Here is an 18,438-nt window from a genome sequence, read left to right as displayed (position 1 = left end):
GTATGAATATTGGCCTGATCGCACACGACTCCAAGAAGACTCTGATGCAGAACTTCTGCATCGCCTACCGGGGGATTTTGAGCAAACACAATCTGTTCGCCACCGGGACCACGGGCCGTCTCATCGAGGAGGTAACCAACCTTTCGGTCCATAAATACCTGGCAGGACCGCTTGGTGGAAAACAGCAGCTGGGAGCGCAGATCGCGCAGAACGACATTGACGCTCTCATTTTTCTCCGGGATCCGCAGAGTCCCAAGCCTCACGAGCCTGAGGTTAACGACGTGATCCGGCTGTGTGATATGCACAATATCCCCATGGCGACTAATCTCGCCACGGCCGAGATTATAGTTCTTGCAATTGACAGAGGAGATTTGGATTGGCGTGAAATGTACAGGTAAGAAACTCATACTGGCAGGAGGGCTTTCCGGCGTCCTGCTGGGTCTGACAGGGTGCGGCGCAAGCGACGCGGTCCTGTCCTACGAGAAGGAAAACTACAACAAAAATATGTACCAGGCCGAGCTCTTTGCCGAGGATCTGTGCGTCGCCGGCGGGGATGTCTCCCTGGATGGCTTTGAGGGCGACAGCTCTCTCCACGCGGAGGGGCTTTTTAATGTCACCGACGGGGAAGTGATCTACGGCCAGGATCTGTTTACCAGGCTCTATCCGGCCAGCACTACAAAGATACTGACGGCGCTGGTGGCCATCAAGAACAGCAACCTGGACGATATCGTCACAGTCGGCAGCGCAGGCGCGGCCTCCAGCTTTTCCTGGGACGCCTCTGTTGCCGGACTGCAGACCGGGGATCAGCTCACCATGCGGGATCTTCTGTACGGGCTGATGCTCCCCTCCGGAAATGACAGCGCTGTGGCCATTGCAGAGTATGTGGCGGGCACGGAGGAAGAGTTCATGGAGATGGTCAACGAGGAGGCCCAGAGCCTGATGGCCACTGGGACTCATTTTGTGACGCCCAACGGTCTTCACGATGAGAACCACTACACCACAGCCTATGATCTGTACCTCATCTTCAATGAGAGCATCAAGTACGAAGAGTTTGTGGACATTATCAGCGCAGACTCCTACACTGCGCAGATCACCGGCGCTGACGGCACCGTGCGGTCCGTCACCTGGGAGCCCACCAACTTCTACGCAAGAGGTGAGGCTGCTCTTCCCACGGGCGCTACGGTCATCGGCGGAAAGACCGGCTACACAGGGGAGGCCGGAAACTGCCTTGTCCTTCTGGATCAGGCGCCGGACGGGGACTACTATATCTCCATCGTCATGGGAGCGGAGGACAAGCCTCTCCTCTATGAGGACATGACGGCTATGATCGATCAGATTCCCACCCTGGGAGGAGCGGACAGCGGCTCGTCAGAATAAAAAGAAAGCGCCTGTGCGCATAATAAGGAGGGGCATCCGGTATGGTATACCAGGATACCCCTCCTGCCTTGTGTAAATGCGGCCGCAGCCGTGCATTTGATCTATCAGACTCCTGAGTCGGACGCGTTTCTGATCCTTCCGAAAAAACTGATGGCGTACAGACCGCAGAGCCCAACCAGGGTATAGACGATCCTTGAAAGCCATGTCAGATTTCCGAAGAGAAAGGCGACAAGATCAAAGCGGAAAATACCTACCAGAAGCCAGTTGACAGCACCGATGATAACGAGTGCCAGTGAAATATTGTCAAGCCATTTCATGAAAGTCCCTCCTTTATTCATCAGATAGTGCTAGTATGCCCTGAAAGGATTTTTGAAATTCATGCCAGAGAAAAAATTATACTTTCCCTATTCTGAATATTTGAAAAAAATATATGGCGAAAAGGTGTACAAGCTGCCTGTCAACCTTCCTGTCACCTGCCCTAACCGCGTGGACGGCCATGGGGGCTGTACCTTCTGCGCGGCGTCCGGCACCGGATTTGAGGCCCTCTCTCCGGATCTGACAGTGGGAGAGCAGCTTAGGAGGACGCGGGAGAAGATCGAGCGAAGATACAAGGCCCATAAGTTTATCGCCTACTTCCAGAACTATACCAACACCTATCTTCCTCTGGAGGATTTCAGGGCCTATACGGAGGAGGCGGCAGGGGAGAGAGATATTGTGGAGATCGACATATCCACAAGGCCGGACTGTGTGTCCCCTTCCTATCTGGAGGTGCTGGGCGATCTGCGAAGAAGGCGGGGGACAGAAATCTGCCTGGAGCTGGGACTGCAGACGGTCAATTACCGCACCCTTAAGAGGATGAACCGGGGACACGGTCTGGCGGAGTTCATAGACGCGGTGCTGCAGATACGGAACTATGGCTTTCAGATCTGTGCCCACGTGATCCTGAATTATCCGGGAGACGAGCTGGAGGACGCAGTGGAGACAGCCAGGGTGCTGTCGGCCCTCCAGGTAGACACAGTCAAGATCCATTCCCTCTACATCCCCAAAAACACGGTGTTGTGCGAAGCCTACGAAAATGGTACAATATCCGTATGTTCTAAAGAGGAGTATATGGATCGCCTCATCGCTTTCCTGTCCTATCTCAGCCCGGATATCGCCGTGGAGCGGCTCTTCGGACGCATCCCCAGGGAGGAGGCTGTCTTCTGCAACTGGGGAACCAGCTGGTGGAAGCTGCGGGACGAGGCAGAGAAGAGGATGAGGGAGAGGGACGCCTGGCAGGGGAAATATTTTCACTATCTCGGCGGATCGGCATTAAGGAAATGACACAGGAGGCAACAGTTTGTCTGGAAAAGCACAGGGAAATATTCAGGTTTACCGGAAAAAATGGAATTTTAATATAGGGATTGTAATTTTTGGAGTTATCCTCGTCTATCTGATCGTGACAGTCCTCACCTACGCCACGGCGAAGCACATCACAGCCTATGAGGTCCGAGAGGGATCCATCTTCAGGGACAACGCCTACACCGGCCTTGTCCTGCGCCATGAGACGGTGGTGAACGCGGAGACGGAGGGCTATATCAACTACTTTGTCCCGGAGGGGAGCAAGGTGGGGAAAAAGACAAATGTGTACAGCATTTCTCCGGAGAAGCTGGACTTTTCCTCCTCCGGGCAGGCGGACGCCCAGGAGGAGCAGGCTGTCTCGTCGGAGGAGCAGCAGATGATCCTCCAGCAGACCCAGAGCTTCAGCGGGAATTTTCAGGACAACCGGTTTGAGGAGGTCTACACCTTCAAGGATACAGTGGAGAATATTCTCACCAGCAGCTCCTCCCAGAGCAAACAGTCCCAGCTAGCGGCCCTGATCCAGGGCGGAGCGGAAGGCGTCACCGCCTACCAGGCGGCTGATGACGGCGTCATCGTCTACTCTGTGGACGGATACGAGGGACTCACGGCGGATCAGGTGACGGCGGATATGCTGTCCAGAGCGAATTACAAGAGCACGGAGCTGACAGACAACGCAAAGGTGAAGGCGGGGGACGCGGCGTACAAGCTGGTGACAGAGGAGGAGTGGTCCGTGGTCATCATCCTGAACGAGGACATGGCCCAGGAGCTTGCCGATACATCCACCGTGCAGGTGCGCTTTTCCAAGGACAACGAGACCGCCAGGGGCAGCCTTTCCATCTACAATACAGAGGACAAGGATGTCAATCTTGGCTTCATCACCTTCAATGAGTCCATGGTGCGGTATGTGGGCGAGAGGTTCCTGGATATTCAGCTTGTGCTGGAGGACGAGTCGGGGCTGAAGATCCCCAAATCCTCTGTGGTGGAGAAGGAATTTTACACGGTTCCCCAGGACTACATCACTCAGGGCGGGGACACAAGCCAGGATGGCGTGCTCGTGCAGACGGACGAGAATACCACCACATTTGAGAGGGCGGAGGTCTACTACCGGGACAATGAGACGGGAATGGTCTATCTGGATGAGGACGCCTTTAAGGCGGGGACGGTTCTTGTGAAGCCGGACTCCAGCGAGACCTGTACTCTCAGCGAGAAGGGGACGCTGCGGGGAGTCTTCAACATAAACAAAGGGTATGCGGAATTCACCCAGGTGGAGATCCTGTGTGAGAACGAAGAATACTATATCGTGCAGTCCGGAAACGACTACGGACTGACCAACTACGACCATATAGCGCTGGACGGCAGCGACATTCATGAGAACGAGATCATATTTTAAAGGAGTGATGCGGTAATGCTGCAGGAAAATTTCAGACAGGTGGAAGAGAACATCCGAAAGGCCTGTGAGCGGGCAGGGCGGGATCCGAAGGAGGTGACCCTGATCGCCGTGAGCAAGACAAAGCCTGTGGAGATGCTGCGGGAGGCCTACGATTTCGGCACAAGAGTTTTCGGTGAGAATAAGGTGCAGGAGATCGTGGAGAAATACGAAGCCCTTCCAAAGGACATCCACTGGCATATGATCGGACATCTTCAGCGAAACAAGGTCAAGTACATCATAGACAAGGTGGATCTGATCCACTCCGTGGACTCTGTGCGCCTCGCCGAGACCATAGAGAAGGAGGCAGCCAAGCATGGACTGACAGCTAACATTCTGTTGGAGGTCAATGTGGCCGAGGAGGAGAGCAAGTTCGGTCTGAAGGTGAATGAAGTGGAGCAGGTGGTGGATGAAATCGCCAAATTTTCCCACATAAAAGTGTGCGGATTGATGACAATAGCTCCTTTTGTGGAAAATCCGGAAGAAAATCGTCCATATTTTCGCTGTTTGCGCAACTTATCTGTTGACATAGGGGCAAAAAAAGTTGATAATGTTACTATGAGTATTCTCTCGATGGGCATGACCAATGATTATGAGGTGGCGGTCGAAGAGGGCGCGACGATGGTGCGGGTCGGGACAGGCCTGTTTGGCGCGCGCAATTATGCTCTGAGTTAAAGATAAACGTAAGATAGGAGAATTTGAAAAATGGGAGTATTAGATAAGTTTCTTGACATTATGAAATTGAGCGATGACGATGACGATTACGAGAACGATGATTTCTTCGATGACGATGACTACGAGGATGACGACTACGAGGACAGATCGTCAAAGAAGGGCGGGCTTCTCTCCAAGTTCAATAAAGGAAAAGATAACAGCCGTGACCGCGACGACGATTACGATGACTATGATGATGATTACGAGGAGAGACCTGCAAGGCAGTCTTCTTCAAGAAGCTCCCACTCCTCCCATCAGTCAGGCGGAAGCAGCAAGGTCACACCTATGCGCCAGCCTTCTTCCAGAAGACAGGCTCCCAATATGGAGGTCTGCGTAATCAAGCCATCCTCTGTCGAGGACGCGAGAGAAATCACAGAGACGCTCCTGAGCGGCCGCACCGTGATCCTGAACCTGGAGGGACTGGATCTGGAGGTGGCACAGAGGATTATCGACTTTACTTCCGGCGCGACCTTTGCCATCAACGGTAATCTGCAGAAAATTTCCAATTACATATTCCTTGTGACGCCGACAAATGTAGATATTTCCGGAGACCTGCAGGATCTGCTGGGAACCTCCTTTGACGCGTCATCCATGCGCACAAGATTTTAGAGGACGTCTGACGGGACATGAACAAAGAGGAACTGATGCTTCAGAAGCGTCTGATCGAACTGTCTAATCTTTCATACAAAAGGGATATAGTCACTTTTTCAGATTTTCTGAATTTGAATGAACTGAATATACTGCACACAACCCCCAGAGATCTCTTTCCTTCCAGGTATGAGACGTATGGGGGTTATGAGCCTGCGGAGCGTCAGATGGTTGCTTTTCTGCCTGATGCTCTTTATTATGACTATCGTTACCCCATATCTGTGCTCAGGATCAGCCCGGCCAACCGGAAATTTGCCGAGGATCTCTCTCACAGGGATTTCCTGGGCGGGATCCTGAACCTGGGGATCGAGAGAAGCTGCCTGGGGGATCTGCTTGTGGAGGACAGCGTCTGCCACGTCTTTGTGACGGATGCTATGGCGGATTTTATCTGCGATCAGCTCACCAGGATACGCCACACCGTAGTGAGGACGGAAAAGATAGACGAGACCGCCTTCTCCTTTGCGCCCCGCCTGGAGACGATCAAGGGGACGGTTGCATCGGTGCGGCTGGACACAGTGCTGTCCGTTGCCTTCCCCATGTCCAGGAGCCGGCTCACAGGTCTCATTGAGGGCGGCAAGGTGTTTGTCAACGGAAAGCTGATCACCTCCAACGGATACCGCCTGAAGGAGGAGGACATTATCTCTGTCAGGGGCATGGGCAAGCTGGTGTACCAGGGCATCCTCTCGGAGACAAAGAAGGGGCGCCAGTATATCCAGGTTGGAAAATATATTTAGAAAAGCGGAGGCTTGCGGAGAAATGGCAACAATGCCTGAAAAGACAACAGCATATAAAAAAACAGCGGGAAATTATATAGCGGCTCTCCTCATCATCGCGGCCGGGGTGATCCTGGATCAGTGGAGCAAGCATATGGCTGTCCTGCACCTGCGGGGAACCGGCGGAACAGATCTGATCCCCGGCGTCTTCCGGCTGACCTATCTGGAGAACCGGGGAGCTGCCTTTGGCGTGCTGCAGGGCCAGCAGTGGTTTTTCTACATCATCACAGCGGTCATACTTGTGGCCGTACTCCTTGTCTACACGCGCATTCCGGCGGGAAGGAAATTTGTTCCTCTGCGGGTCTGCGCGGTGTTCATCGTCTCCGGGGCGCTGGGCAATCTGATCGATCGGGTGCGGCTCGGATACGTGGTGGACTTCTTTTATTTTGAGCTGATCGATTTCCCGGTCTTTAATGTGGCGGATATATTCGTGACTCTGTCCGCCGTACTTCTGGCAGTGCTTCTGCTGCTGTACTATAAGGAGGAGGATCTTGAATACATTTTTCACAGTCGAAAATGATGAGGGGGAGAGGATCGACAAGTATCTCTCGCTGGAGATGCCGGAGCTGTCCCGCTCCCACATCCAGAAGCTGATCAAAGACAATCTCATAGAAGTCAATGGAAAGCCTGTAAAAGCAAATTACAGGCTTTGTTTTGATGACAGCATAAAAGTAACTGTTCCCGAGCTGAAAGAGCCGGAAATCGCCGCTGAGGACCTTCCGCTGGACATTCTGTACGAGGATGAGGACATTATCATCGTGAACAAGCCGAAGGGCATGGTAGTCCACCCGGCTCCCGGACACTACAGCGGCACTCTGGTCAATGCCCTCATGTTCCACTGCGGCGATAACCTGTCGGGCATCAACGGCGTAGTCCGGCCGGGCATCGTCCACCGGATCGACATGGACACAACCGGCTCCCTGGTAGTGTGCAAGAACGACAGCGCCCATCAGAGCCTGTCCGCACAGCTGAAGGACCACTCCATCCGGCGGATCTACGAGGCCATTGTCCACGGCAATATAAAGGAGGAGGAGGGGATGGTGGACGCCCCCATCGGCAGACATCCTACGGACCGGAAAAAGATGAGCACAAGGGCGAAGAACGCAAGGAGAGCTGTGACCCACTACAGAGTCCTGGAGCGCTTCGGGGATTATACCTACATCCAGTGCCAGCTGGAGACAGGACGGACCCACCAGATCCGTGTCCACATGGCCTCCATCGGGCATCCCCTGCTGGGAGACGCGGTCTACGGCCCGGCCAAATGTCCCTTCAAGGGGCTCCAGGGCCAGACACTGCACGCCCGGACGCTTGGCATCGTCCATCCCCGCACAGGCGAGTACCTGGAGGTGGAGGCTCCTCTCCCGGCGTATTTTGTCCAATTATTAGATCGACTTAGAAAAAATAGACAATAATTTTCATATAATTCTATACATTTTCACTAAATTGTTGTATAATGCTTAATAAATAAAAAAGCATCCATACATTAATACTTATTTCAGAGTATGTATTGACAGGATCAACAAGAAGGAGTGTGGGTAGTATGGAAAAGACAAGTACGATTATTACCATAGGAAGAGAATTTGGAAGCGCGGGCCGTGAGATCGGATATAAGATCGCTGATGATTTCGGCATCAAGCTGTATGACAAGGAGATGCTGAACCGGGCGGCAAAGGAGAGCGGCATCTGCGAGGAGCTGTTCGAGGCCCACGACGAGAAGCCCACCAACAGCTTTCTGTATTCCCTTGTCATGGACACATATTCCCTTGGATATTCTTCAGGAAGCTATACGGATATGCCGATCAACCACAAGGTCTTTCTGGCACAGTTTGACGCCATCAAGAAGATTGCCAGTGAGGGCCCCTGTATTCTGGTAGGCCGCTGCGCGGACTATGCCCTGGAGGAGTTTGACAATGTGCTGACCGTGTTCATACACGCGAAGATGGAGGCAAGGATCCGCAGGATCGCCAGGATTTACAATCTGACAGACGCCAAGGCAAAAGAGATGATCCAGAAGACAGACAAGCAGCGCTCCAGCTACTACAATTACTATACGAACAAAAAGTGGTCGGACGCAGAGAGCTATGATGTATGTCTGGACAGCTCTGTGCTCGGCATTGAGGGAACGGCGGAGGCTATCAAGCAGCTCGTGGCCATCAAGGAGAGCGACCGGGAGAAGAAGCTGTAGGAGCCTTGGGCTGAAAAACAGCGGGCTATCAAGTAAAGAATATTCATTGAAAAAAAACTCTATGTGGAGAGGAGCAATCCCCTTCCCATAGAGTTTTTTGCGCATCCCGTTTTCCATACACAGCTATTCCGGAGGCTAACGCGTGTGGATGACGCGCTCCGGCCAGCCCTTGATATTCCCGTTCAGGATGGCTGTGAACATTCTCTGCTTTGCGCCGGGATGCTCCTGGTTCAGCTGGCGCACCAGCTCCTTGGCATACTGGCGCTTCGTGTATCCGTCGATGGGACAGCGGCTCTTCACCACTGGCAGATTATATTTATTTTTAAAGCCGATCACATCCGCCTCGTCCACGAACATGATGGGGCGGATCACTGTCAGATCCATCCGGTCCAGGTAGGTCCGGGGGGAGAAGGAGTAGAAGCGTCCCTCGAAGATCAGTGAGAGGAGCATGGTCTCAATGATGTCATCCCTGTGGTGAGCGTAGGCCACCTTGTTGCAGCCCATTTCCTTTACGGCCTGGTTGAGGGCTCCCTTCCGCATCTTGGCGCACAGGGAACAGGGATTGCTCTCCTTGCGTTCCTCGAAAAGAATGTGGGCAATGTCGGTCTTCACAATGCGGTAGGGAACATCCAGCTCCTGACAGAGCTCCTTTACCGGTGTGAAATCGCATTTCTCATAGCCCAGGTCTACGGTGACGGCGCTGAGCTCAAAATGGTTGGGATAGAACCTCTTAAGGCCGTGGAGAGCGTAGAGAAGGGTGAGGCTGTCCTTCCCGCCGGAGATGCCCACGGCAATGTGATCTCCCTCGTTGATCATCTGATATTCGTCTACTGCCTTTCTCGTGTAGCTCAAAAGCTGCTGTAATTTCATAATGGTAAGTAATTCCTTTCTTATCTCTGAATTTTTTCGAATAATCCGCACAGGGTTTCCGTAAAAAAATTATGAATACTGATTATTTTTCCCGCAGGTGAACCGCGGAGGCCGCCTGGCGGCGTCTGTTCTCATCAATGGCCGCATAGTGTTTCTTTGTCGTGTTCACGTCCTTGTGCCCCAACACATCGGCCACCAGATAGATGTCCCCGGTCTCCTTATAGAGAGAGGTGCCGTAGGTGCTGCGCAACTTGTGGGGCGTGATCTTTTTGTTCGGCGTTACCTGGCGTGCATATTTCTTCACCATGTTCTCCACAGCCTGAACACCCATGCGTCGCCTCTGAGTGGAGAGGAAGAGGGCGTTCTCGTGGCCGGGGAGAGGAGTGGCAGCCTTGCGGCTCCCCTCCATGTAAATTCTGAGAGCCTTTTCTACCTCGGATCCGAAGTAGACAACCATCTGGTTGCCTCCCTTTCTGGTGATAGTGATGCCGTCATTTTTGAAGTCCACATCCTGCAGGTCAAGGCCCACACACTCGGAGACACGGATGCCGGTTCCCAGAAGGAGAGTCAGGATCGCCAGATCTCTTTCCCTTGTCTTTTCGTAGTATACCTTTGCCTGTCCGGTCAGTCGGCTTCCGCATGACTCGACATAATCAAGCAGGAGAGCAACCTCGTCAGGATCCAGGCGGATGATGGCCTTTTCATGCTGCTTTGGCATGTCTACAAGCAGTGTCGGGTTACTGCTGATATATTGGTGCTTGTGGTAATAGGCGTAAAAGCTCCGCAGGGCGGACATCTTCCTTGCAAGCCCTTTTTCCCCGTTGGTCATCAGTTCATCATCGTCACGCCTGTATACCTTCAGATATTCCATATATTCCTCAATATCCACCGGCTCCAGCTTTTCCAGGTCAGAGACCTTGAACTGATCTATTGTGTAATTTTTGTAGACTGGATTGTTTTCCATCAGAAAATGAAAAAAGACACGGATATCATACGCATAGTTCATCCGTGTGCGGATGGATGAATGAGGCTCGATGGCCCGGAAGAAATCCTTTGCAAACGGAGGCAGGGTTTTCAGTATTTCCCTGAGGCGCAGCGTGTAGTCGATCACCGTCTGCTCATGATAGCTCTTTGTATCCTTCATAATTGTATTGACCCCTTTGCTTGAAATAACATTTATAATCCCACATGGAAATTATACTGGAAACACCGGATTTTGTCCACATCTTTTGGAAAAATCGGTATTTTACGTATAGATCTGTTTTGGTATATTACAGTATATATAATATATAAATAGACGGTATCCGTCTGCTTCTCCTTTCGGTATGGAAGGAAGCGCCTCTGAGATACCGTCCCTGGGTGAGTGTATAATTATATATAAAGCTTTAGAAAGCCTATATATCGATTGGAATGTATAATCTATATTTTAGCTATATTATATTATCTGTACGCATTGTCACAGTATACAATGGTGAGATGCTGATCTTCATGGATCAGATCGCCCCTGAGACCATTGATCGCCTTCAGTTCCTGTACATACTCCGGCACAGAGAGACTGCACGCATCGGCGTATGTCTCGGCAATGTCCCACAGTGTGTCGCCGGCCTTAAGCTCAATGCTCTTGTAGTACCTGTAGGCGCTTTCTGCGTCAGAGCTGTCCTTCGCCTGTACAAAGCGCATGCCTCTGACTGCGAATATACTGCAGAGGACTGCGATGAGAACGGCCGCAGTGACCAGAATAAACTTTTCCCTGTATACTTCTCTTCTTCTCTTGCTTGCTGCATGTAATCTGTGTGCGTTCATCTCATATTCCCCTCTTCTTAACTGGATAAAATACATCCCTCGTTGCTGTGCTTCATATAAAAATCATGATTTTCTTCTATCGAACGAACGTTCTTTCTATGCTTCTGATTATAGTATGCGAACATTTGTTTGTCAATAGTCTGAAGTGAAAAAATCGAACATATTTTCTAAACATTTGTTTGCCTTTTACATGGGCATATGTTAGAATGTTATTAGTTAATTTTTGATTGTACATATTACAAGGGGGAAAGCTACATGTCGCAGGGAAAGATCAGCCCAAAGCAGAAAGAAATATTAGAGTTTATCAAGGATCAGATCCTGACGCGGGGATTTCCGCCCTCTGTCCGGGATATATGTGAGGCGGTTCATCTGAAGTCCACCTCCTCTGTCCACGCCCATCTGGAGACACTGGAAAAGAACGGATATATCAGAAGAGACCCCACCAAGCCGAGGGCCATTGAGATTTTGGATGACACCTTCAATCTCACCAGACGGGAGGTGACCAATGTGCCCCTCCTAGGACGAGTGGCGGCCGGAGAGCCGATCCTGGCCCAGGAAAACATTGAGAACTACTTCCCCATTCCGGTGGAGATGCTGCCAAACAATCATACCTTCATGCTGACTGTCAAGGGAGAAAGCATGATCAACGCCGGAATTCTAGACGGCGACTATGTGCTGGTCGAGGAGTGCCATACGGCGTCCAACGGGGATATGGTTGTCGCTCTGATTGAGGACGGGGCGACAGTCAAGACGTTCTACAGGGAGGAAGGTGTCATCCGCCTGCAGCCGGAGAACGATTTCATGGATCCCATTATCGTGACCGACGTTCAGATTTTAGGAAAGGTGATCGGCGTGTTCCGGTTTTTCAGATGATTTTTCTTTATTTCCTATAAAGCAGGGAGCGAAGTCTGTTGTCATTGGCTTCGCTCCCTGCTTTTCTTTCTGACTTTATTTCCCTGACTGGTGAAGATAGCGCCGCAGAAACGGGGCCGCAAGCATCAGCGCCTTGCCCACATTGTCGGCGATCATGCAGCACCACACTGCCCGAAGGACCAGCCCCCAGACATTTACGCACAGGAAGGTCAGAAAAATCCGTATCCCCCACATGCCAATGGTCTCCACCAGAAACGGGTACCGCGTGCGCCCCATCCCGTAGAAGATCCCCTCCAGCACGACCATCAGACCGAAAAAGGGCTCTGACAGGGCCACTAACCGCAGCATCTCTGCTCCCAGAGTCACCACCGCAGCGCTGGGTGAGAAAAGCCGCATCAGAGGCACGGAGCCGATATAGAGGATCAGTCCGCTCACGCACATCATGCAGACAGTGACCAGCACGCTGATCCAGGCAGTCCGCCGCATTTTATCCGTATCCTGCTCCCCGCAGGCAGAGCCCAGCAGCGTGGACGCAGCTGTGCGAAGGCCGTAGCCCGGCACGTTCCGCTTGTACCCAGCACAGGCAGGCCCACAGCCGCACATTTATTTATATATTATATCTTTCGATAGCTGAAAGCTATTCTAAAAGCGAAACCATGAAGTCACAGCTGTAACTCCATGGTTTCCTGTTGTATGATCCGCTGTTCAATTCAAAATTCACCCGGGATCTTATTTTTCTTCCTTTCTGAGCAGCGTGTCCCGCAGTATTCTCCCGTCCTCCATGTACAGAACCCGGTCGCACTGCTTTGCCAGCGCCTCGTCGTGGGTCACCATGATAATGGTGGTATGCTGCCTGGTGTTCAGCCGCCGGAAGAGCCCCATGATGGCGTCCCGGTTTCTGCTGTCCAGATTTCCGGTGGGCTCATCTGCCAGGATGACTGCCGGGGAAGGGGCCGCAGCCCTCGCAATGGCCGTTCTCTGCTGCTGTCCTCCAGAGAGATGGCAGGGAAGAGCCTCCCTCTTTTTTGTGAGTCCGGTGACGGCGAGAAGCTCCTGCAGCCGCTGGGCAGAGAGCGGTTTTCCATCCAGGAGAAGAGGCAGAGCTATGTTCTCCTCTACGTTCAGGCTGGGGAGAAGGTAGATGGACTGATAGACCATGCCGATCTGCCGCCTGCGGAAGATCGACCGCTCCCCTTTTTTCATGCGGTAGAGCTCCCTGCCGTCCACCCACACTCTCCCGCTGTCAGGCTCATCGATGCCGCCCAGCACATGGAGAAGGGTGGATTTCCCGCAGCCTGAGGGGCCCAGGATGGCGGTGAACTGTCCCCTTTTGATCCGGAGAGACGTTTCCCTCAGCGCGCGGACGGCTGTGTCCCCGCTCCCATAGGTCTTCCGGATCTGTTCCGCTTCGATACTCCAGCTTTTATCCATATTACGCTTCCTCCTTCCGTATGACATCGATCATATCCATTCTTCTCAGCTCTCTCACCGTATACAGGAAGGGAACCAGCACAACGCACGCCGTCAGGATGAGCTGCAGGCCCACAAGCCGTACCGGCACATCCAGGGGGAAGCGCATCTGGGGCGCGCCACCATCCCGGTACAGTCCCGCGGAAAGAATAAAGACGCTCAGGGGGATGCCAACCAGTATCCCCGCGAGGGCTAAGGTGAGATGCTCCAGGAAGATCATTTTGACGATGCGACCTGTGGGCATGCCGATGGACTGAAGGAGGGCAAATTCCTTCTTTCTCCTCCGGATGCAGGCTGCATCTCTTAGCAGGGTGATCAGAATGGCGGCGATCCAGACTGTGCTCACCAGGGCAGCGACGAGGAGGACGTGAGCGCCCTTCCCTCCGACGAAAAAGGACTCCTGGTACTCTTCGGCAAAGCTGTAAAAGGCAAGGTCTTCCAATTCTGTCCCCTCCAGATGCCGCCTGATACTGCTGATGAGCCGGCTGTCCTCCTTCATCCTGCCGGCCGCATTGTCCGGATATAGGATCTCTGTCAGGTCTCTTCCTGCTCCTCTGTCCCGGGACAGGATGATCTCCAGGGAGAGGGAGGTGTCCTGATAACCTGCCATCAGTTCGTCAAAGGTCTGGAGGGGAAGGTACAGGATGACGTCGCCGTCAGTGAAGGACAGGGGCGTATCTTCCAGGCTCTCGGCCTTGGAGAGCTGCTCCGGAAAAAGGACCGGACGCTCTGCTTTGGTGATCATGCGAAGGATCGGAATGTCTCTTATCTCTCCCTGGATGAACAGGGGAAACCCTCTTCCATCGTTCTCTTTCATGCTCCAGTCGCTGCTTTCCAGTACAGCTCCCTCATTTTCTGGGAAAGAGCTGTTCTTGGGCCCGGCCTCTTCTCCTCCCAGAAGACGCCGGAAGGTACGGTCGTCTACGCCGATGACCCGGACCACTCTGCGCAGCCATCCGTCCTTCAGCATATTTTCCAGTGGCTCTCCAAACTCTTCATAGCTCTGAATACGTAAGAGGGCGTTCGTAGCGTGGATTTCTGACAGATAGTCCTCAATCCCCCATATGTCCATCCCCTCAAGGGCAGAGTACTCTTCCGCTTCCTTTACGACGGCGACCGTATCAATGCACTCTATCTCCTCCAGAGCTTCAGCGGCCTCCTGGAAGGCAGCTCCATCCCCGCCCTTTGCCGAGGCCCAGAGAGACACCGGGGGCAGCGACTGGCCGGCTGTGGCAGGAGGGGAGGTCAGGCCCTCCACATACATGGTCCTATTGAGGAGCACGCACAGCGCGATCACAAGGAGGACGGAGGAGACACAGTAATTTTTATGGTACATGATGACATTTTTGACGGCAAGGAGCGTCTCAGCTTTGAAGAAATGCCGCCTGGCCCCAAGGAGAACCGTAGTCCGGTTGATTTCCTCCTCCTCGTCGTAGCCGGAGATCAGGTTGAGGACAGACTCCTTTCTGAGCCGGTCATAGAGCCCCTGTGCGGAGGACAGAGCGAGCAGGAACGTCCCCGCAAGAACCGCCACAAGCAGCAGCGGATTTACAGAGATTTCCATATCTTCTACAGGGAAAAGCCTCTCCCCCAGCCAGCGTATGGAGAGGGCCAGGGCTACTATGCCAAGGAGGATGCCGGCAGGGATGGCCACGCATCCGGCCAGCAGGTTTTCTCCGAATGCAAAGCACAGCCTCTGACCTTCCGATATGCCGATGCCGTCCAGAAGTCCGGTGATCTTCAGCTTTTCCTCCATGCCTGAGAGGGATACGTAGTACAGGAGAGCAGCGCCGAAAAGCGCGATGACAAAGTCCAGAAGGAGGATAGCCCAGGCGGAGCCGGCAGCCGTTCCGGAGGCGTTGACACCATAGTAGCCCAGGAGTTTATCGCTGAAGGTGATATCATAGGCAGATGTGACCGTTTGATTTGTGCGGGCATAGAGGACAGGCTGCTCCTCCAGCGGCAGGGGATCCATCCCAATCTCCTCTCCCACCTTCTGGGAATTTTTGAAGATGGCAAGGGAAATATGCCTGAAGGAGACGCCACAGCACACGCGCCCCTGGTCAGAGCTCTCTATAGGACACCTGTCCAGTATCCAGACCTGCCGGATGTAGGAGCTGTCAGAAAGAGCGCAGGCCTGCTCTTCTGTCAGATTGTGAAAGATGGACTCGTAGGGGCCGTTCTCTCTTTTCTCCTGCCGGATCATCGCCTGGAGACAGGATGTGGAGAAGACGGTCGTGGCTGTGATGAGGAAGACGGCCATTGTCATGCCCGCCGCGAGGACGAGGAACCGTCCTGGCTTCTGCCGGATTTCTTTTGTCAGAACTTTCCATATGATCTTCATATCGCACACCTAAAGAAAATGGATGACGCCATCCCTGATTTCCAGCTCTCTGTCACATATCTGAGCCAGATCCAGGTTGTGGGTGGCCATAAGGACGGTGCTGTGCCAGGTGTGGGCGCACTCCTTCAGAGCACCCATGAGCTCCAGTGACTGCCTCGTGTCCAGCCTGGCGGCAGGCTCGTCCGCAAGGATCAGCTCCGCGTCAGAAAAGAGGGCTCTGGCAAAGACGCACCGCTGCCTCTCGCCGCCGGACAGCTCTGCCGGGTATCTCCCCAGCTTCCCGGACAGGGAAAAGGACTCCAGGATCCCGGTGAGCCGGTCCTGGTCCAGAAGTCTCCCTGTGTCCATGACAAGGGGAAGGACGATATTCTCCTCCACTGTAAGGGAGGGAATGAGGGCCGCTTCCTGAAAAACCATGCTGACATGCCTTCGGCGGAAGATGGAGGCCTCCTTTGGAGACATGTCCTGGAGGTGTCTGCCAAGGAGACAGATGGTCCCGCTGTCCGCCTTTAAATAGCCCGCAAGCAGATGGAGAAGGGTAGTCTTTCCGGACCCCGAGCATCCGGTCAGGGCGGTAAACGACCCCTCTTCCAGCGAAAAAGACACTCCTTTTAGCACCTCTTCCGGCCCGAGGGGCCCGGGAAAGGCTTTTTTCAAACATGTCACCTTTACCGCTTCCATTTTCTTATCCTTTCTGGCTCTCATTATAGCAGCCTCTCCTTACAGATATCTTACAGGCGGCGGAGAAAATTCTTACACCTCTGTCATAAGCGGCAGAAATACAGAAAAGGTACTGCCCTTCCCCGGCTCGGAGGAGACGGTGATATACCCGTGCTCCCTTTCCACGAGGAGCCTGGCCAGATAGAGGCCGATGCCCCAGCCCTCCTTCCCGGACGAGGAGCTGCCCCGGTAGAATTTCTGGAAGATTTTTGTGTACTCTTCCTTGGGAATACCCGGTCCCTTATCCTGGACGCGGACAGCCCCGTAGGTCTCGAAGCACTCCATGGACAGGGTGACGTCAGAGCCCTCCGGCGCATATTTTACAGCGTTTTCCAGGATGTTGGCAAAAACCTCCTCTGTCCAGGCGGGATCGTGGAGGAGTGGCGCATCCGGGAAAGGCTCCATCCGGATGCGGATATGCTTCTGATCCGCCCTTGGGAGGACGGACTCCACCGCCCTCCTGACAGCGGAAAGGACAGGGATATTTGCAGGGCTCGGGGCAGCCGCGCCCCTCTCCAGATCCATCATTTTGAAGAGGGCAGTAAGAAGCCGGTCCAGCCGGTCTGTCTGCTCCTCCAGGCGGTTCTCCAGACACTGCCTTCTGCCAGGCGGAAGCTCCGGGGATTTCAGCAGCTCCTGATAGAGGCGGATATTGGCAAGAGGGGTTTTAAGCTGGTGGGAGAGATTGGATGTCAGTTCCCTGACCGCGTCTCTGTCCTCCCTCGCCTCCTGTCTCTCCCGCCGGAATTTTTTCATAATGCGGGCAAAATCATCCCGGACCGCGGACGGCGCGCCCTCCTGACAGGAGCCCTCCGGCAGGGGCTGGTCCGCAAGAAGTGCCCTCTGGCAGAGCTGAACCTCCCGATACAGACGAAAGTACTGCCTCCGGAAGCGGAGCATTCCGAGAAGGGTCGCCAGGGCTGCGGCCAGAAGCAGAAGGCACAGAGCCAGCAGTGTCTGTTCTCTTGTCATACCGCTCACTCCTTCCATATGTACCCCATGCCGTGGATGGTTCGGATCCTTTGCGGGGATGAGGGGTGCTCTTCTATTTTGAGGCGGAGTCTGCGGACTGTGACCGCCAGGGTATTTTCATCCACATACTTTTCCTGTCTGTCCCACACGGATTCCAGGATCTGCTCCCTGGAGAGTATCTGTCCGCTGTGCTCCATGAGAAGGATGAGAAGCCGCGTCTCCAGGGCGCTCAGGGAAAGCAGCTCCCCTCCTTTGCGCACCTCTTTGCTCCTCATATCTACTGTGATGTCCCCGGAGGACAGGAGGGAGGGTGTCTCCCTTCTGCGGAGGATCCTGCGTGCGCGGGCCTTCAGAACAGCAAGGGAGAAGGGCTTTCTCATGAAATCCTCCACCCCAAGCTCCAGGGCCTGCAGCTCATCGATCTCTCCGCTCCTCGCGGTCAGCATGAGCACAGGAGGCGCTTTCCTTTCCCGCAGTCCCCGCAGCATCTCAAAGCCGCTTCCGTCCGGGAGATTACAGTCCAGTATGACAAGGTCGCAGCCGCCTCCCTCTGTGAGCCGTCTCCCCTCTTTCGCAGTGGCGGCGCAGACGACCTCCCACCCATCCAGCTCAAAGGCCAGCTTCAGCCCCTCCCGCAGAGCCTGGTCATCTTCAATGATACCGATCCTGACAGCCATTGTGTATCTCCTCCCCGTCTCCTTTTGTCTCTGTATTCAGTATATCGGCATTGGGAACGTTTTACAAGAACAGAAAAGGAGTCCCGCTTTCGCGGGACTCCTCAGACTGTAGACAAAGTCCCCGGTTTACCCCGGGGCTTTTCTATTGTAGTTATCAACATTTCAATGATCCTTCCGGTTTTTATCAAGAAAAATCCCCTACTTATCAACTCTAAAGTTAAGCGGTACGTTCCCTGCACATGGTA

At 53.6% G+C, this 18,438-nt stretch carries 21 protein-coding genes; 11 read left to right on the top strand and 10 right to left on the bottom strand.

The genetic code is table 11. The annotated features are described in order from the left end of the window. Positions 1-2: 2 nt before the first annotated feature. Both FGQ86_RS03700 and FGQ86_RS03695 read left to right on the top strand, forming a co-directional pair. Positions 3-398 (top strand): methylglyoxal synthase, encoded by a 396-nt coding sequence (locus tag FGQ86_RS03700; RefSeq protein ID WP_033124905.1) that lies wholly within the window; start codon positions 3-5, stop codon positions 396-398. Next, positions 382-1,377: a D-alanyl-D-alanine carboxypeptidase gene (locus FGQ86_RS03695; RefSeq protein ID WP_052083885.1), complete on the top strand. Its 996-nt coding sequence runs from the start codon at positions 382-384 to the stop codon at positions 1,375-1,377. Before FGQ86_RS03700 ends, FGQ86_RS03695 begins: the two co-directional genes overlap by 17 nt. Positions 1,378-1,481: 104 nt before the next feature. Here the strand turns inward: FGQ86_RS03695 and FGQ86_RS03690 are convergent, their stop codons facing one another. After that, a complete protein-coding gene (locus FGQ86_RS03690; protein WP_033124906.1) occupies positions 1,482-1,694 on the bottom strand; it encodes a DUF378 domain-containing protein in 213 nt (70 codons plus the stop codon). A 61-nt stretch (positions 1,695-1,755) separates the two neighbouring features. Between FGQ86_RS03690 and FGQ86_RS03685 the strand changes: the two genes are divergently transcribed. From FGQ86_RS03685 to FGQ86_RS03650, 8 genes are all read left to right on the top strand, one after another. Continuing rightward, positions 1,756-2,700, top strand: a complete 945-nt coding sequence (locus tag FGQ86_RS03685; protein WP_033124907.1) for a TIGR01212 family radical SAM protein — start codon at positions 1,756-1,758, stop codon at positions 2,698-2,700. A 16-nt stretch (positions 2,701-2,716) separates the two neighbouring features. Then, positions 2,717-4,108: an HlyD family efflux transporter periplasmic adaptor subunit gene (locus tag FGQ86_RS03680; RefSeq protein ID WP_052083887.1), complete on the top strand. Its 1,392-nt coding sequence runs from the start codon at positions 2,717-2,719 to the stop codon at positions 4,106-4,108. Positions 4,109-4,123: 15 nt separating this feature from the next. Continuing rightward, positions 4,124-4,819, top strand: coding sequence for a YggS family pyridoxal phosphate-dependent enzyme (locus FGQ86_RS03675; protein ID WP_033124908.1), 696 nt, complete (start codon positions 4,124-4,126; stop codon positions 4,817-4,819). A gap of 30 nt (positions 4,820-4,849) precedes the next feature. After that, positions 4,850-5,467, top strand: coding sequence for a cell division protein SepF (locus FGQ86_RS03670; protein WP_033124909.1), 618 nt, complete (start codon positions 4,850-4,852; stop codon positions 5,465-5,467). Positions 5,468-5,673: 206 nt separating this feature from the next. After that, the gene (locus tag FGQ86_RS03665) at positions 5,674-6,240 is read left to right on the top strand and encodes a YlmH/Sll1252 family protein (protein WP_347562473.1); all 567 of its coding nucleotides are present in this window, start codon (positions 5,674-5,676) and stop codon (positions 6,238-6,240) included. Between the two features lie 22 nt (positions 6,241-6,262). Further along, positions 6,263-6,799 carry a signal peptidase II gene (gene lspA, locus FGQ86_RS03660; protein WP_243127152.1) on the top strand — a complete coding sequence of 179 codons (537 nt, stop codon included), beginning with the start codon at positions 6,263-6,265 and terminating at the stop codon, positions 6,797-6,799. Beyond that, positions 6,771-7,691 (top strand): RluA family pseudouridine synthase, encoded by a 921-nt coding sequence (locus FGQ86_RS03655; RefSeq protein WP_033124911.1) that lies wholly within the window; start codon positions 6,771-6,773, stop codon positions 7,689-7,691. The genes lspA and FGQ86_RS03655 overlap by 29 nt, the downstream gene beginning before the upstream one ends. 128 nt (positions 7,692-7,819) lie before the next feature. Then, complete coding sequence (locus tag FGQ86_RS03650) at positions 7,820-8,464, top strand: cytidylate kinase-like family protein (RefSeq protein ID WP_033124912.1); 645 nt, start codon at positions 7,820-7,822, stop codon at positions 8,462-8,464. 135 nt (positions 8,465-8,599) lie between these two features. On the opposite strand, the gene FGQ86_RS03645 is transcribed toward FGQ86_RS03650, so the two are convergent. From FGQ86_RS03645 to FGQ86_RS03635, 3 genes are all read right to left on the bottom strand, one after another. Then, entirely contained in the window at positions 8,600-9,334 is a 735-nt protein-coding gene (locus FGQ86_RS03645) for an ATP-binding protein (RefSeq protein WP_033124913.1), read from the bottom strand. An 82-nt stretch (positions 9,335-9,416) separates the two neighbouring features. Further along, positions 9,417-10,478 carry a tyrosine-type recombinase/integrase gene (locus FGQ86_RS03640; protein WP_033124914.1) on the bottom strand — a complete coding sequence of 354 codons (1,062 nt, stop codon included), beginning with the start codon at positions 10,476-10,478 and terminating at the stop codon, positions 9,417-9,419. Between the two features lie 296 nt (positions 10,479-10,774). Beyond that, positions 10,775-11,137 carry a LysM peptidoglycan-binding domain-containing protein gene (locus FGQ86_RS03635; RefSeq protein WP_033124915.1) on the bottom strand — a complete coding sequence of 121 codons (363 nt, stop codon included), beginning with the start codon at positions 11,135-11,137 and terminating at the stop codon, positions 10,775-10,777. Positions 11,138-11,392: 255 nt separating this feature from the next. Between FGQ86_RS03635 and lexA the strand changes: the two genes are divergently transcribed. Continuing rightward, positions 11,393-12,010, top strand: coding sequence for a transcriptional repressor LexA (gene lexA, locus FGQ86_RS03630; RefSeq protein ID WP_033124916.1), 618 nt, complete (start codon positions 11,393-11,395; stop codon positions 12,008-12,010). Positions 12,011-12,085: 75 nt separating this feature from the next. On the opposite strand, the gene FGQ86_RS03625 is transcribed toward lexA, so the two are convergent. The 6 genes from FGQ86_RS03625 to FGQ86_RS03600 all read right to left on the bottom strand — a co-directional run bounded on the left by FGQ86_RS03625 (position 12,086) and on the right by FGQ86_RS03600 (position 18,193). After that, the gene (locus FGQ86_RS03625) at positions 12,086-12,613 is read right to left on the bottom strand and encodes an MATE family efflux transporter (RefSeq protein WP_033124917.1); all 528 of its coding nucleotides are present in this window, start codon (positions 12,611-12,613) and stop codon (positions 12,086-12,088) included. A 126-nt stretch (positions 12,614-12,739) separates the two neighbouring features. After that, positions 12,740-13,441, bottom strand: coding sequence for an ABC transporter ATP-binding protein (locus FGQ86_RS03620; RefSeq protein WP_033124918.1), 702 nt, complete (start codon positions 13,439-13,441; stop codon positions 12,740-12,742). A gap of 1 nt (position 13,442) precedes the next feature. Beyond that, positions 13,443-15,824, bottom strand: a complete 2,382-nt coding sequence (locus tag FGQ86_RS03615; RefSeq protein ID WP_138303041.1) for an ABC transporter permease — start codon at positions 15,822-15,824, stop codon at positions 13,443-13,445. A gap of 9 nt (positions 15,825-15,833) precedes the next feature. After that, positions 15,834-16,529: an ABC transporter ATP-binding protein gene (locus tag FGQ86_RS03610; protein ID WP_052083890.1), complete on the bottom strand. Its 696-nt coding sequence runs from the start codon at positions 16,527-16,529 to the stop codon at positions 15,834-15,836. Between the two features lie 48 nt (positions 16,530-16,577). Further along, positions 16,578-17,516 (bottom strand): HAMP domain-containing sensor histidine kinase, encoded by a 939-nt coding sequence (locus tag FGQ86_RS03605; RefSeq protein WP_052083892.1) that lies wholly within the window; start codon positions 17,514-17,516, stop codon positions 16,578-16,580. A 5-nt stretch (positions 17,517-17,521) separates the two neighbouring features. Continuing rightward, positions 17,522-18,193 carry a response regulator transcription factor gene (locus tag FGQ86_RS03600; RefSeq protein ID WP_033124920.1) on the bottom strand — a complete coding sequence of 224 codons (672 nt, stop codon included), beginning with the start codon at positions 18,191-18,193 and terminating at the stop codon, positions 17,522-17,524. Positions 18,194-18,438: the final 245 nt, after the last annotated feature.

It is taken from the genome of Clostridium sp. BSD2780061688st1 H5, from assembly GCF_005845155.1.
Taxonomy (GTDB): Bacteria; Bacillota; Clostridia; order Lachnospirales; family Lachnospiraceae; genus Claveliimonas; species Claveliimonas intestinigallinarum.
The sequence above is the reverse complement of the archived record's forward strand: the minus strand, read 5'-3'. Positions and strand labels throughout refer to the sequence as shown.

What these genes read in the sequence shown, in the direction of transcription:
- FGQ86_RS03640 (WP_033124914.1), bottom strand. Translation starts at nt 10,478, where the DNA reads ATGAAGGATACAAAGAGCTATCATGAGCAGACGGTGATCGACTACACG.
- FGQ86_RS03605 (WP_052083892.1), bottom strand. Translation starts at nt 17,516, where the DNA reads ATGACAAGAGAACAGACACTGCTGGCTCTGTGCCTTCTGCTTCTGGCC.
- FGQ86_RS03665 (WP_347562473.1), top strand. Translation starts at nt 5,674, where the DNA reads ATGGTTGCTTTTCTGCCTGATGCTCTTTATTATGACTATCGTTACCCC.
- FGQ86_RS03635 (WP_033124915.1), bottom strand. Translation starts at nt 11,137, where the DNA reads ATGAACGCACACAGATTACATGCAGCAAGCAAGAGAAGAAGAGAAGTA.
- FGQ86_RS03685 (WP_033124907.1), top strand. Translation starts at nt 1,756, where the DNA reads ATGCCAGAGAAAAAATTATACTTTCCCTATTCTGAATATTTGAAAAAA.
- FGQ86_RS03670 (WP_033124909.1), top strand. Translation starts at nt 4,850, where the DNA reads ATGGGAGTATTAGATAAGTTTCTTGACATTATGAAATTGAGCGATGAC.
- lspA (WP_243127152.1), top strand. Translation starts at nt 6,263, where the DNA reads ATGGCAACAATGCCTGAAAAGACAACAGCATATAAAAAAACAGCGGGA.
- FGQ86_RS03620 (WP_033124918.1), bottom strand. Translation starts at nt 13,441, where the DNA reads ATGGATAAAAGCTGGAGTATCGAAGCGGAACAGATCCGGAAGACCTAT.
- FGQ86_RS03700 (WP_033124905.1), top strand. Translation starts at nt 3, where the DNA reads ATGAATATTGGCCTGATCGCACACGACTCCAAGAAGACTCTGATGCAG.
- FGQ86_RS03645 (WP_033124913.1), bottom strand. Translation starts at nt 9,334, where the DNA reads ATGAAATTACAGCAGCTTTTGAGCTACACGAGAAAGGCAGTAGACGAA.
- FGQ86_RS03615 (WP_138303041.1), bottom strand. Translation starts at nt 15,824, where the DNA reads ATGAAGATCATATGGAAAGTTCTGACAAAAGAAATCCGGCAGAAGCCA.
- FGQ86_RS03690 (WP_033124906.1), bottom strand. Translation starts at nt 1,694, where the DNA reads ATGAAATGGCTTGACAATATTTCACTGGCACTCGTTATCATCGGTGCT.
- FGQ86_RS03600 (WP_033124920.1), bottom strand. Translation starts at nt 18,193, where the DNA reads ATGGCTGTCAGGATCGGTATCATTGAAGATGACCAGGCTCTGCGGGAG.
- lexA (WP_033124916.1), top strand. Translation starts at nt 11,393, where the DNA reads ATGTCGCAGGGAAAGATCAGCCCAAAGCAGAAAGAAATATTAGAGTTT.
- FGQ86_RS03625 (WP_033124917.1), bottom strand. Translation starts at nt 12,613, where the DNA reads ATGTGCGGCTGTGGGCCTGCCTGTGCTGGGTACAAGCGGAACGTGCCG.
- FGQ86_RS03650 (WP_033124912.1), top strand. Translation starts at nt 7,820, where the DNA reads ATGGAAAAGACAAGTACGATTATTACCATAGGAAGAGAATTTGGAAGC.
- FGQ86_RS03610 (WP_052083890.1), bottom strand. Translation starts at nt 16,529, where the DNA reads ATGAGAGCCAGAAAGGATAAGAAAATGGAAGCGGTAAAGGTGACATGT.
- FGQ86_RS03675 (WP_033124908.1), top strand. Translation starts at nt 4,124, where the DNA reads ATGCTGCAGGAAAATTTCAGACAGGTGGAAGAGAACATCCGAAAGGCC.